The organism is Streptomyces sp. NPDC001393 (assembly GCF_053597455.1).
On sequence record NZ_JBSFIH010000016.1, the window covers coordinates 95175 to 107908 of the forward strand.

The 12734-nt window shown below is 71.6% G+C and carries 10 protein-coding genes; 5 read left to right on the forward strand and 5 right to left on the reverse strand.

Annotated elements, in window-relative coordinates:
- Positions 1-39: 39 nt before the first annotated feature.
- A complete protein-coding gene (locus ACWC2T_RS19500) occupies positions 40-1518 on the reverse strand; it encodes a CehA/McbA family metallohydrolase (RefSeq protein ID WP_450671578.1) in 1479 nt (492 codons plus the stop codon).
- Between ACWC2T_RS19500 and ACWC2T_RS19505 the strand changes: the two genes are divergently transcribed.
- From ACWC2T_RS19505 to ACWC2T_RS19515, 3 genes are read left to right on the forward strand one after another with little or no spacing between them, the layout of a single operon-like run.
- Positions 1517-2386, forward strand: a complete 870-nt coding sequence (locus ACWC2T_RS19505) for an LLM class F420-dependent oxidoreductase (RefSeq protein ID WP_450671579.1) — start codon at positions 1517-1519, stop codon at positions 2384-2386. The two genes, ACWC2T_RS19500 and ACWC2T_RS19505, sit on opposite strands and share 2 nt — an antisense overlap.
- A gap of 24 nt (positions 2387-2410) precedes the next feature.
- The gene (locus ACWC2T_RS19510) at positions 2411-4996 is read left to right on the forward strand and encodes a bifunctional FO biosynthesis protein CofGH (protein WP_450671580.1); all 2586 of its coding nucleotides are present in this window, start codon (positions 2411-2413) and stop codon (positions 4994-4996) included.
- Positions 4997-5055: 59 nt separating this feature from the next.
- On the forward strand, positions 5056-5619 hold the full coding sequence (locus ACWC2T_RS19515) for a hypothetical protein (protein ID WP_450671581.1): 564 nt from the start codon (positions 5056-5058) through the stop codon (positions 5617-5619).
- Here ACWC2T_RS19515 and ACWC2T_RS19520 read toward each other — a convergent pair.
- Positions 5612-6118: a DUF2165 domain-containing protein gene (locus ACWC2T_RS19520; RefSeq protein ID WP_450671582.1), complete on the reverse strand. Its 507-nt coding sequence runs from the start codon at positions 6116-6118 to the stop codon at positions 5612-5614. The genes ACWC2T_RS19515 and ACWC2T_RS19520 overlap by 8 nt on opposite strands.
- 174 nt (positions 6119-6292) lie before the next feature.
- Between ACWC2T_RS19520 and ACWC2T_RS19525 the strand changes: the two genes are divergently transcribed.
- Positions 6293-7408, forward strand: a complete 1116-nt coding sequence (locus ACWC2T_RS19525; protein WP_450671583.1) for an ADP-ribosylglycohydrolase family protein — start codon at positions 6293-6295, stop codon at positions 7406-7408.
- Positions 7409-7418: 10 nt separating this feature from the next.
- Here ACWC2T_RS19525 and ACWC2T_RS19530 read toward each other — a convergent pair whose 3' ends face one another.
- Together ACWC2T_RS19530 and ACWC2T_RS19535 are read right to left on the reverse strand one after the other, a co-directional pair.
- Positions 7419-8978: a sodium:solute symporter family protein gene (locus ACWC2T_RS19530; RefSeq protein ID WP_450671584.1), complete on the reverse strand. Its 1560-nt coding sequence runs from the start codon at positions 8976-8978 to the stop codon at positions 7419-7421.
- 152 nt (positions 8979-9130) lie between these two features.
- A complete protein-coding gene (locus ACWC2T_RS19535; RefSeq protein ID WP_450671585.1) occupies positions 9131-9919 on the reverse strand; it encodes an SDR family oxidoreductase in 789 nt (262 codons plus the stop codon).
- Positions 9920-9993: 74 nt separating this feature from the next.
- Here ACWC2T_RS19535 and ACWC2T_RS19540 point away from each other — a divergent pair, with 74 nt between their 5' ends.
- Entirely contained in the window at positions 9994-10842 is an 849-nt protein-coding gene (locus ACWC2T_RS19540) for a hypothetical protein (RefSeq protein ID WP_450671586.1), read from the forward strand.
- Here the strand turns inward: ACWC2T_RS19540 and ACWC2T_RS19545 are convergent.
- Positions 10835-12715, reverse strand: coding sequence for an MFS transporter (locus ACWC2T_RS19545; RefSeq protein WP_450671587.1), 1881 nt, complete (start codon positions 12713-12715; stop codon positions 10835-10837). The two genes, ACWC2T_RS19540 and ACWC2T_RS19545, sit on opposite strands and share 8 nt — an antisense overlap.
- Positions 12716-12734: the final 19 nt, after the last annotated feature.

A 12734-nucleotide genomic window follows, 5' to 3' on the forward strand; every position in this document is an offset into this window, starting at 1 on the left:
TACACCATCAGGTGCGCCGACCCGGCCCCCGGTGCACGGTCAAGCAGCCCCGAGGAAGACGGGGTTGGTGAACGCCGCCATCGCGCCCGGCACCGGTCCGAGTGCCGTCTCGTGCCGCAACTCGGCGCGCACGTACGCCGCGTGGGCCGGGGTCGTGCGCCACTCCACCACACCCGCTCCCGACACGGACAGCGGATCACTCGTGAACAGCACGCCCTGGTCGGTGACGAAGCGGACCGAGCAGCGCGGGGCGCCCGAGACCGCCAGCCGGGCGGTCACCGGGGTGTCCGCGTCCACCGCCAACCGCTCTCCGGCACCGGCCCGTTCGCCGCTGGGGGCGGTGACGCCGAAGTCCAGCGTGACGGTCCTGGACTCGGCGACGTACGACCGTCCCGCCCGCAGGCCCTGAAGGATCGCCTCCCGGCTCAGCTCCTCGGCGAGGACCACGGTCTGCGGATGCCCGACGATGTCCGGATCCCGGTGTGCGTCGCTGTTCCCCATGGCCGGAAGCCAGTCGCCCCTCTCGCGTACGGAGGCGACCAGCAGTCCGTCCCAGGCGGCCAGCGCCACCTCGTCGTCGGGCGTCCACAGCCCGTTCCACACCTCCACCGCGTCCGCCTCGGCGAAGCCGAACTTCCAGGAACAGCCCACACAGTCGGCGTACGGGTGGGCCGGTACGACAAGACCGCCGGCGCGCCGGATCTCCCGCGCGAAGTGCGCCCACCGCCGGTCCCGGGCCCGGTGGCGCCAGTCGACGAAGGTGCCCGGGTCGGTGCCGAGGGCCAGCACATGGCCGTTCCTGGTGGTGACCTCCTCGCCGAGCAGCACCAGCAGGTCCTCGCCCGCCGAGTCCGCCCAGTGGGCGTGCGCGGCGGTGGTGTTGTGGTCGGAGCTGTTCACGAAGTCCAGCCCGGCCGCCCGGGCCAGCGCCGCGATCTCGGCCGGGGTGCGGCGTCCGTCGGAGTGCCAGGAGTGCAGATGGCAGTCGCCCCGGTACCAGTCCCGCCCCCGGCCCCGGGCGCGGGCCGGCGGATACACCGGCTGCGGGGTGACGCCGGGCTCCCCGGGCGTCAGCGTGACGGTCACCTCGTACGCCAGCCCCTGCGGGGCCACGGTGTAGGGGCCGAGCGCGATGTGCCAGGTGCCGGGGTTCAGCGGTCCGGGCAGATACCCGGGCGTCGCGTCGTCGGCGCGCACGAAGAACTCCGTCCGCGCACCCCCGGACCAGCCCCGGAACCCCGGCCCGCCGACCTCGACCCCGCGCTCGTCGAAGAGGCCGATGTCGAGGGCGTTGCCGGGGGTGCCGACGGGGGTGGCGGGTTTGCCGTAGCCGTAGGAGACGTGTAACTCCCGCGTGCCGGGCGGGACTTCGACGGGCAGGTACACGTAGTCCGGGGATCCGGGTGCGAGAGTGCCGCGCAGCGTCGTCACAGGGTCCACGGTAGGCGCCCCGGCCGCACGGGGCCAGCGCCGCACGGGACCAGCGTGGACGACCAACCAGTCGGTACGATGTCCCATGCGCATCGCCGTAACGATCTTCCTCACGGACGAGACCATCACCCCCGTCCGGCTCGCGCGGGAACTGGAATCGCGCGGCTACGCCGGCCTCTACCTCCCCGAACACACCCACATCCCGGTGGAGCGGACGACCCCGTACCCGGCCGGCGGCGACCTGCCCCGCGAATACGGCCGCACCCTCGACCCCTTCGTGGCCCTCGGCCAGGCCGCGGCCGTCACCGAGCGCCTCGGCCTCGGAACCGGGATCACCCTCCTCGCCCAGCACGACCCCATCGCCCTGGCCAAGCAGATCGCCACCCTCGACCACCTGTCCGGCGGCCGTTTCACCCTCGGTCTCGGCTACGGCTGGAACGTCGAGGAGGCCGCCGACCACGGGGTCGAGTGGCGCACCCGCCGGGAACTGGTCCGGGACCGGGTGCGGCTGATGCAGGCGCTGTGGTCGGAGGAACCGACGCCCTACGACGGGCAGTTCGCCGCCGTCCGGGCCAGCCACGCCCACCCCAAGCCGGTGCAGAAGCCGCGCGGCCGGGTCGTCGGCCCGCGCACGCTCGTCGGCGGGACGGCCGGGGCGAAACTGTTCGCGCACATCGCCGAGTACGCCGACGGCTGGCTGCCGATCGGCGGCCGGGGTCTCACCGAGTCCCTGCCGGTGCTGCGCACGGCCTGGGCGGACGCGGGCCGCGACCCGGCCGCCCTCCAGGTCGTCCCGTACGCGGTCCAGCCCTCCCCGGGCAAGCTGGCTCACTATGCCGAGTTGGGCATCGAGGAGGTGGTGCTCCAGCTGCCGCCGGCGGGGGAGACGGAGGTGCTGCGGGTGCTGGACGACCACGCGGGCTTTCTCCGGGCCGGGCGCGGCCCTTCGCACTGATCAGCCCGAACGTATCGTGGGAGGATGACGACTTCCGCGACCTCCGGAACCGGCCCGACCGAGAACTCCATGCGTCGCGCCCTCAAACGCGCCCGGGACGGCGTCGCCCTCGACGTCGCCGAGGCGGCGGTGCTGCTCCAGGCCCGCGGCGAGGCCCTGACCGACCTCGCCGCGTCCGCCGCCCGGGTGCGCGACGCGGGTCTCGAACAGGCGGGCCGGCCCGGCGTCATCACGTACTCGAAGAGCGTCTTCATCCCCCTCACCCGGCTGTGCCGGGACAAGTGCCACTACTGCACCTTCGTCACCGTCCCCGGCAAGCTGCGCCGGGCCGGCCACGGCATGTTCATGTCCCCGGACGAGGTGCTGGACATCGCCCGCAAGGGCGCCGCGCTCGGATGCAAGGAAGCCCTGATCACCCTCGGCGACAAGCCGGAGGACCGCTGGCCCGAGGCGCGGGAATGGCTCGACGCGCACGGGTACGACGACACCATCGCGTACGTCCGTGCCGTCTCCGTCCGGATCCTGGAGGAGACGGGGCTGCTGCCCCACCTCAACCCGGGCGTCATGACCTGGACCGACTTCCAGCGGCTCAAGCCCGTCGCGCCCTCCATGGGCATGATGCTGGAGACGACCGCGACCCGGCTCTGGTCCGAGCCCGGCGGCCCCCACCACGGCTCCCCGGACAAGGAACCGGCCGTACGGCTGCGGGTGTTGGAGGACGCCGGCCGCTCCTCGGTGCCCTTCACCTCCGGCCTGCTCATCGGCATCGGGGAGACGTACGAGGAGCGCGCCGAGTCCCTCTTCGCGCTGCGCAAGGTCGCCCGGGCCTACCACGGCATCCAGGAACTGATCATCCAGAACTTCCGCGCCAAGCCGGACACGGCGATGCGCGGCATGCCGGACGCCGAACTGGACGACCTGGTCGCCACGGTGGCCGTGGCCCGGCACATCATGGGCCCGGCCGCCTGCCTCCAGGCCCCGCCGAACCTGGTCGACTCGGAGTACGAGCGGCTGATCGGCGCCGGCATCGACGACTGGGGCGGGGTGTCGCCCCTGACCATCGACCACGTCAACCCCGAACGGCCCTGGCCGCAGATCGAGGAACTCACCGAACGCTCCCGGGCGGCCGGCTTCGAACTGCACGAACGCCTCTGCGTCTACCCCGAGTTCGTGCGCCGCGGCGAACCCTGGCTGGACCCGCGCCTGCGCCCGCACGTCGGCGCGCTGGCCGACCCGGAGACCGGGCTGGCGCGCGAGGACGCGGTGGTCGAGGGCCGTCCGTGGCAGGAGCCGGAGGAGGCCTTCGTGCCGTCCGGCCGTACCGACCTGCACCGCACGATCGACACCGAGGGCCGCAGCGCCGACCGGCGCGAGGACTTCGACGAGGTGTACGGCGACTGGGCGGCGCTGCGCGAGGCGGCCGCCCCGGGCATGGCGCCGGAGCGCATCGACACCGACGTACGGCAGGCGCTGGCGACGGCGGCCGACGACCCGACGCGGCTCACCGACGCCGAGGCCCTGGCCCTGCTGCACGCGGACGGCCCGGCGCTGGACGCCCTGTGCCAGGTGGCTGACGACGTGCGCAGGTCGGTGGTCGGCGAGGATGTGACCTACATCGTCACCCGCAACATCAACTTCACCAACGTCTGCTACACCGGCTGCCGCTTCTGCGCCTTCGCCCAGCGCCGCACGGACGCGGACGCGTACACGCTGTCGCTGGAGCAGGTCGCCGACCGCGCCCAGCAGGCCTGGGACGTGGGCGCGGTCGAGGTGTGCATGCAGGGCGGCATCCACCCGGACCTGCCGGGCACGGCGTACTTCGACATCGCGAAGGCGGTCAAGGAGCGCGTCCCCGGTATGCACGTCCACGCCTTCTCGCCGATGGAGGTCGTCAACGGCGCGACCCGCACGGGGATGTCGATTCGCGAGTGGCTGACGGCCGCCAAGGAGGCCGGCCTCGGCACCATCCCGGGCACGGCGGCGGAGATCCTGGACGACGAGGTCCGCTGGGTGCTCACCAAGGGCAAGCTGCCCACGGCGACCTGGATCGAGGTGGTGCGGACGGCCCACGAGCTGGGCATCCGCTCGTCCTCGACGATGATGTACGGCCATGTCGACCAGCCCCGCCACTGGCTGGGCCACCTGCGCACCCTGGCCGCCATCCAGCGGGAGACGGGCGGTTTCACCGAGTTCGTCACCCTTCCCTTCATCCATACCAACGCCCCGGTGTACCTCGCGGGCATCGCGCGCCCCGGCCCCTCCACGCGCGACAACCGCGCGGTGACCGCGATGGCCCGCCTCCTCCTCCACCCCTGGATCCCGAACATCCAGACAAGCTGGGTCAAACTGGGCGCGGAGGGTGCGGCGGAGATGCTCCGCTCCGGCGCGAACGACCTGGGCGGGACCCTCATGGAGGAGACGATCTCCCGCATGGCGGGCTCGTCCTACGGCTCGTACAAGTCGGTCCGTGACCTGGTCGCCGTGGCCGAGGCGGCCGGCCGCCCGGCCAGAGCGCGCACCACGCTCTACGGCGAGGTCCCGGCGGAACGGCAGCGGGCGGCGGAGGCCTCCGACGGCCACCTGCCCGAGCTGCTGCCCGTCCTGGACTGAGTACGATGATCCGACCCCCGGTCCGAGCGGGGGCCCCGTAGCGGAGGAGATGCGTACCCGTGGCTGCCCGACTGCCCTCCTGGGCCTGGGTCACCGGCCTGACGGCGGGCGCGACCGCGGCCGTCGTCGCCCTCGCCGTGCAGGCGGACCACGGGCCGCGTCCCACGGACGCCGTGGCAAAGCCGCGCCCGTCGGCGTCGGCGAGCGCCCACAGCTCCGCCGCGCCGCACGCCACGGACCGGTCGGCGCTGCCGGACGGGTCGGGCGAGGGTCGCCGGATCGTGTACTCGCTCGGCGAGAAGCGGGTGTGGCTGGTCGACGCCACGGGGAAGGCGATCCGCACGTTCACGGTGTGGCCGGGCACGGTGAGTCCGCAGCCCGGCTCCTATTCGGTCATCGCGCGCCGGCAGTCCCTCAGGGGCTCGGACGGCGTCGAGATCGAGCACGTCATGTACATAACCAAGGTGGAGGGCGTGAACGTGGCCTTCTCCAACGCCCTCGACGGCGCCTCGCCGCCCCCGGCCAACGGCCAGAAGCTGGGCGGCATCCGCCTCCACAAGGAAGACGGCGCCGCCCTGTGGGCCTTCGGCGACACCGACACGAAGGTGTCGGTCGTCAGATAGCGTCCTCCCGCCGGGACGGCAGCAGATTCACGATCAACGCCACTCCGCTGAGCAGGAACACCCGGGTCGCGGCCTCCAGCCCGTTCCAGGTCTTGGACTGCCACATCGCGAACCACTCGCCGCCGATCGCGATGAACCCGGCGCCGAAGAGCAGCAGCAGCATCAGCAGGCCGTAGGTGGAGACGCGCCGGGCGAGGTCCTCCTTGCGCCACGCCCAGAGCGCGGTCCCCCAGATCAGCACGAGGGCCGCCACGGTCTCCCACACGATGATGAGGACGTACGCGGTGTCCTGAAGGCCGGTACTGGTGACGGCCCGCCACATCAGGTCGTGGTCCTTGAACGTGGTGTCCATCGCCAGTACGTGCCGTACGAACTGCTGGTTGGTCCCGAAGTCGGTGATGTTCCCGAGGGCGACGAGGGCGATGTAGAGGGCGAGTATGCCGGTGAGCACACCGGCGGCCAGCATGAGGCCGGTGCGACGTGGGGGGTTGGTGGTCATGGCGGGATTCTCTCCTGCCGCGGGCCAGGTTATCGCGTGGGCATTGCGCCAGATCGAGCGGCGCCACCGGCCGGAATGACCCCCTGGGGGGTGGTTTGCCCCCGTGAACGGATCGTTCCCCGTCGATTACAGTGCTGAGCGTCGTACGGATGGACGGTGCTGTGGGGAGGTCTGGTGAGTGCGACATCCGGCGCCGTCTGGGGCCGAGCCGAGCAGCAGGACTACCGCAGCCGGGTGCGCGGCACCCTGCTCGGGGTCGCCGTGGGCGATGCGCTCGGCGGGCCCGCCGACCAGCTGTCCCTGGAGGAGATCCGGGCCGCGTACGGCCCCGAGGGGCTGCTCGACCTGGCCTTCGGGCAGGGGCGGCGCGGCACGGTCACCCACCACACCCAGCTCACCCTGTTCACCATGGACGGGCTGATAAGGGCCCAGGTGCGCCGGGACACCGGAGCCTGGCACCCGCCGACCGATCTGCACCGGGCCTATCGGCGCTGGGCGGCCACCCAGCGGGACTGGGGACCCGACGAGCGACGCAAGGACGACGGCTGGCTGGCGCGCGAGGAGTGGCTCTACGCCCGCCGGGATCCGAGCCGGCCGCTGCTCGTCGGGTTCGGCGACGAGGCCATGGGCACGCTGGAGGCACCGAAGAACCCCGGCGAGCTGGGCCCGGAGGCCGTGGCCCGCTCCGCGCCGTTCGGGCTGCTGGTCGGCTGGGAGCCGCAGCTCGTCGTGCAGCTGGCGGTGGAGTGCGCCGCGCAGAGCCACGGACACCCCCTCGCCTACCTCTCGGCGGGCGCGTACGCCGTGATCGTGCATGCGCTGGCCCGGGGCGAGAGCCTGGACGGCGCCGTGCAGCGGGCCCTCTCCCTGCTCTCCGCCCGGCCCGGCCACCAGCCCGTCTCGGACGCCCTGCAGCATGCCCTCGGGGCGGTACGACAGGGGATACCCAGCCCCACGCGGGTGGAGGAACTGGCGGGTGACGGTACGGCCGACGGGCTGCTGGCGGCTTCGGTGTACTGCGCGCTGGTCGGGGAGGACGTGCGGCACGGGCTGTGCCTGGCGGTGAACCAGAGCGGTCCCTCGGCCGCGGCCCTGGCGCTGACGGGTGGCCTCCTGGGCGCCCTCCACGGCGAGACCGCCCTTCCCCCGGGATGGCTGGCCGAGCTGGAAGGGCGGCCGACGATTCTCGAACTCGCCGACGACTTTGCGATGGAGATGACCCAGGGACCGGCCCTGCACGGGCCCGCGGGGGCGTCGCCGGGGTGGCTGGCCCGGTATCCGCGGGCCTGAGCCGCCGCCCCTACGGCGCCCCCACCACATCGTCGCCGGCCCCCGCAGGAACCGGCACGGCCGCCGCCGCGTCCCCGTCCGTGTTCACCTTCTCGATGATCGCCAGGCGTTCCGGCGTCTGTTCCGGCTTCAGGTAGCCGATGCCGATGTACAGGACGAGGGACACCGCCAGCGGGACCGAGACCTGGTACTGCAGCGGGACCCCGCCGGAGACGTTCCAGTTGATGGGGTAGTTCACCAGCCAGAACGCCAGCAGGCCCGCCGCCCAGCTGGTGAGCGCCGCCGTCGGGCCGGAGCGACGGAAGGGGCGGAGCAGGCCCAGCATCATCGGGATCGCGATCGGGCCCATCAGACCGGCGACCCACTTGATGACGACCGTGATGATGTCCTTGAACGTGGGCGAGTTGACCTGTGTCGCCACCGCCATGGACAGGCCGAGGAAGACCAGGGTCGTCACGCGGGCCGCGATCAGACCGGAGCGCTCGCCCCACGCACGGGCGCGGGAGGACAGCACCGGCGCCACGTCACGGGTGAACACCGCCGCGATCGCGTTGGCGTCGGAGGAGCACATGGCCATGGTGTGGGAGAAGAAACCGACGATGACCAGCCCCAACAGCCCGTGCGGCAGCAGCTGTTCGGTCATCAGGCCGTAGGAGTCGGAGCCGTCCGGCTTCGCCGCGTGGACCAGGAGGGGAGACATCCACATGGGGAAGAACAGCACGACCGGCCAGATCAGCCACAGGGTCGCCGACAGCCGGGCGCCGCGCTCGGCCGCGTGGGCGCTGCCCGTCGCCATGTACCGCTGGGCCTGGTTGAGCATGCCGCCGTTGTACTCGAAGAGCTTGATGAACAAAAACGCCAGCAGGAACACCGTGCCGTAGGGGCCGACGAGCGGCTTGCCGTGGCCGTGCAGCGCGGGCTGGTTCCAGGCGTCGAAGAAGCCGATGTGCTTGTCGTTCAGCTTGAGTACGACGGCGACGAACATCGAGACGCCGGCCAGCAACTGGATGACGAACTGGCCGAGTTCGGTCAGCGCGTCCGCCCACAGGCCGCCGATCGTGCAGTACACGGCGGTGATCGCACCGGTGATGAGGATGCCCTGGTTCAGGGTGACCCCGGTGAACACCGACAACAGGGTGGCGATCGCCGCCCACTTGGCGCCCACGTCCACGATCTTCAGCAGCATGCCGGACCAGGCGAGCGCCTGCTGGGTGGACAGGTTGTAACGGTTCTTCAGGTACTCCAGCGGGGAGGCCACATGGAGCCTGGAGCGCAGTCGGTTGATGCGGGGCGCGAACAGCTTCGACCCGATGGCGATGCCGAGCGCGATGGGGAAGGACCAGGTGACGAAGGAGGTGACGCCGTAGGTGTAGGCGATGCCCGCGTACCCGGTGAACATGACCGCGCTGTAGCCCGACATGTGGTGCGAGATGCCGGAGAGCCACCAGGGCATCTTGCCGCCGGCCGTGAAGAAGTCGGAGACGTTGTCCACGCGCTTGTGCGACCAGACGCCGATCGCGACCATCACACCGAAGTAGCCGATGAGTACGACCCAGTCGAGACTGTTCATGTGCTCGATCGTGGGTGCGGCTGCATGAACGCGACAAGCAACTGTAAGGTCAAGTAGAAGTAAAAATGTTCGACTTGATGACTGTCGTTCACCTACATGAACTCCTGCATGGGTCACCTGCATGAACCACCTGACAGGCGGCCCGCGTTGCGTCACCGCATCAGCTCCCCCGCGTTGACCAGCAGCGACTGCCCGGTGATGGCCCGCGCCCGGTCCGAGGACAGGAACACCGCCGCGTCCGCCACGTCCCCGTCCGTCGCCAGCTCCGGCAGTGCCGTCCGCTCCGTCAGCCGGGCCAGGACCTCCTCCTCCGGCACCCCTTCCGTCTGCGCGGTGAACGTGACGTACGCCTGCACCGGCGGCCCCCACATCCAGCCGGGCAGCACGGTGTTGACCCGGATCCGGTACGGCCCGAGCTCCCGCGCCAGTGAGTACATCGCGCTGGTCAGGGCCCCCTTCGAGGCGGCGTACGCGGCCTGCTTCACCTGCGAGGGCGCGGCCACCGCCGACTGCGTCCCGATGAAGACGACCGACCCGCCCCCGCCCTCCCGCAGCGCCGGCAGGCAGGCGCGCGTCATCCGCAGGGTGCCCAGCAGGTTCACGTCGACGACCGACTGCCAGGTCGCGAAGTCCGCGTCCTCGAGCCCGCCGAAGTAGGAGTCCCAGGCCGCGACATGGACCACCGCGTCGATCCCGCCGAACCGCTCCCGCGCCAGCTCCGCCAGTGCCGCGCACTGCCCCTCGTCGGTGATGTCCGTCGCCCGGTACGCCGTACGCCCGCCGGCCGGATCGATCTCGGCCGCGCTCTTGGCGAGGTTCGCCTCGGTGCGCGCCCCGAGCACCGCGTTGCCGCCGTCCCGGACGACGGCCGCGGCGACCTGGTGGCCGAGCCCGGCGCCCACCCCCGACACGACCACTGTCTTGCCTGCGAGCAGGGACATCGGTGCCTCCCGGAGTATGGCGCTTTATCTGACGGAGCGTCAGAGTATGGCCCACCGCAGGAAAGGGGAACGGGATGAGCGAGGACACCCGCAGCGAGGTGTACGGCGAGCTGGCCGCCGTAGGGCCGTACGGCGTCCGGCCCGGCCACGCTCTGATCACCATGGTCGAGCCGCACCCCGGCCACGAGTACGCCTACAACCGCTGGTACGAGGACGACCACTACTACGCCGGTGCGATGGCCATGCCCTGGATCTACGCGGGCCGCCGCTGGGTCGCGACCCGGGATCTGCAACTCCTGCGGTACCCCGAGAAGTCGGCCGTCGCCCAGCCCGTCACGGCCGGCTGCTACCTCTCCACCTACTGGATCACCGACGGCCGCTACGACGACCACATGAAGTGGACCGTCGCCATCAACAGGCGCCTGAACCGCGACGCCCGCGTCTATCACGACCGTACCCACGTCTTCACGGCCTTCCAGGACCACGAGACCACGGTCTACCGCGACGGCGCGGCGGGCCCGCGCGACGTCCACGCCCTCGACCACCCCTACGCCGGGCTGGTGCTGGAGGTGATCGACAGCGAGTCGCCGCAGCAGCGGGCGGAACTGCTCCACCGGCTGCGCGACCGCCATCTGCCGAAGCGGCTGTCCGGCTCCCCGGCCGCGATGGTCACCGTCTTCCGGCCGACCCCGCTGCCCGGCGACCGCATGACCTATGTGAAGCAGGTCGAGGGCGTGGACACCCGGGTGACGCTGCTGTGGTTCCTGGAGCGTGACCCACGGGAGTGCTGGGAGCAGCACTTCACGGGCCTGGACGCGGAGATCGCGGAGTCGGGGCTGGGGAGGGTGGAACTGGTGGCGCCGTTCATCCCGACGATTCCCGGCACGGACACCTACGTCGCCGAGCTGCGCAGCTCTACTTGAGCTCGTCGGGGCACGGCGTACCGCGAGGCAGCTGATACGGCGCGGCCAGCCGGTACGTGCCGGCCCGCGGCGCGAGCAGCATCGTCCACTTGTCCCCGTTCGCGTCCTGAGGCGTCTGAGTCAGACACCCGTTGACGTTCCGGTACGTCTTCGGCGGACCGGAGGAGACCAGCTGCGGCGGCTTCAGGCTCTTGCCGTGCTCGTCGACGATGCTCAGCCACGGCGAGTAGGGGATCCTGATCAGGATCCGCCCGGCCTTGCGCACCTGAAGCGTCATCTCGCCCTGCTCGGCGCGGTCCACCACCGCGTGGGGCCCGGCGAGCGGCGTCGCATCGGTCACCTGGAACAGCTGCCAGTTGGCGTCGCCCCACACCTGCTTCAGGTACGGCATGCCGCGCTGGAGCAGTTGCCGCTCGCGCTCGCCGCCGTCGCCGTCCGGGTTGTCCTTCGGCAGGACGACGAAGTGGACGGCCCAGCGCTGCAGCCACTCGTGGTAGTTCGCCGAGTTCAGGGTGTCGTCGTAGAAGAGCGGGTTGCGCTCCATGTCGGCCTGCCGGTTCCAGCCGCGGGCCAGGTTGACGTACGGCGCGAGTGCGGAGGCCTCCCGGTGCGAGCGGGCCGGGACCACCTCGACGCGGCCCTTCTCGGCGCCGGCCTTCTGCAGCTGGTGCACGAGCGGGGCGAGCTCGCGGGCCCAGGAGGCGGCCGGAGTCGTGTGGATGATGTCGTCCACCGACTTGAAGCCGATCCAGCCGGCGAAGCCGAGGAGCGCCAGCACGGTCGTGTACCACCTGCGTGACTTCGGCACCGTGAACGGCAGCGCGGCCACCAGCGTCGCACCCGCGAACAGCATGGGCAGCCGGGAGATGTTCGACCCGATCTGCGAGCTGATCAGCCACACCAGGACCACGCCGACGCTGTAGACGCCCGCCGTCAGCCGGACCGTCACCCACTCCTTGGGCACGAGGAACAGGCACAGCAGGCCGTACGCCAGGGGAAGGACCACCGAGCCGATCGTCATCGGCTGGGTGCCCGAGAACGGGAAGAGGAAGTACGAGGCGGCGACCACCACCGTCGGGGCGAGGCCCAGCGCCCAGGCGCCCGGCCGCCGCTTCTGCAGGAACAGCGCCACCGCGACCAGCCCGACGAACAGCCCGGAGACCGGCGAGGCCATGGTGGAAAGACCGGCCAGCGGGGCGGCCACCGCGGCCTTCGCCCAGCGTTTGTACCGCCACTTGTACGGCCAGCAGAAGACGGCCGCGACCGCGCCGAGCGCGAACATCGTGCCCAGGCCGAAGGTCACCCGGCCGGAGATCGCGTTGCACAGCAGCGCGACGACCCCGGCGAGCGAGGCCCACAGCGGGTTCCGCACCGCCCGGCTGCGGATCAGGACCATGGTCAGCAGGCCCGCCGACACGGTCCCGGCGATCATCATCGTCGTACGGACGCCGAGGACCGCCATCAGATACGGCGACACCACGCTGTACGACACCGGGTGCATGCCGCCGTACCAGGCGAGGTTGTACGCCGAGTCCGGGTGCCGGCCGACGAACTCCGCCCAGGCGTCCTGCGCCGCGAGATCGCCACCGCTGTTCGCGAACGTGAAGAACCAGACGATGTGCAGGACCCCGGCGAGGGCGGTCACGGACAGCACGGGGTGCCTGAGCAGCCGCTGCCGCAGGGGCTCGGCGGCGGCGAGGAGACGCGCGACCCGGCCGGGAGGCGTGTCGGGGCCGTCACTGCCGGTACGGCCGTCCGGGCGGTCGGTGCGCTCCTCGCGACCGTCCGCCTCAGCCTCGGACAGGCGTATTCGCGGGCCGGATCCCGGGCCCGGATCGGCGTCGTCGGCGCGTGTCGGCTCGGCTGTGGCCACCTGAAGGCACTCCCCGTGT

What these genes read in the sequence shown, in the direction of transcription:
- ACWC2T_RS19505 (WP_450671579.1), top strand. Translation starts at nt 1,517, where the DNA reads ATGCGCATCGCCGTAACGATCTTCCTCACGGACGAGACCATCACCCCC.
- ACWC2T_RS19500 (WP_450671578.1), bottom strand. Translation starts at nt 1,518, where the DNA reads ATGGGACATCGTACCGACTGGTTGGTCGTCCACGCTGGTCCCGTGCGG.
- ACWC2T_RS19510 (WP_450671580.1), top strand. Translation starts at nt 2,411, where the DNA reads ATGACGACTTCCGCGACCTCCGGAACCGGCCCGACCGAGAACTCCATG.
- ACWC2T_RS19520 (WP_450671582.1), bottom strand. Translation starts at nt 6,118, where the DNA reads ATGACCACCAACCCCCCACGTCGCACCGGCCTCATGCTGGCCGCCGGT.
- ACWC2T_RS19530 (WP_450671584.1), bottom strand. Translation starts at nt 8,978, where the DNA reads ATGAACAGTCTCGACTGGGTCGTACTCATCGGCTACTTCGGTGTGATG.
- ACWC2T_RS19535 (WP_450671585.1), bottom strand. Translation starts at nt 9,919, where the DNA reads ATGTCCCTGCTCGCAGGCAAGACAGTGGTCGTGTCGGGGGTGGGCGCC.
- ACWC2T_RS19540 (WP_450671586.1), top strand. Translation starts at nt 9,994, where the DNA reads ATGAGCGAGGACACCCGCAGCGAGGTGTACGGCGAGCTGGCCGCCGTA.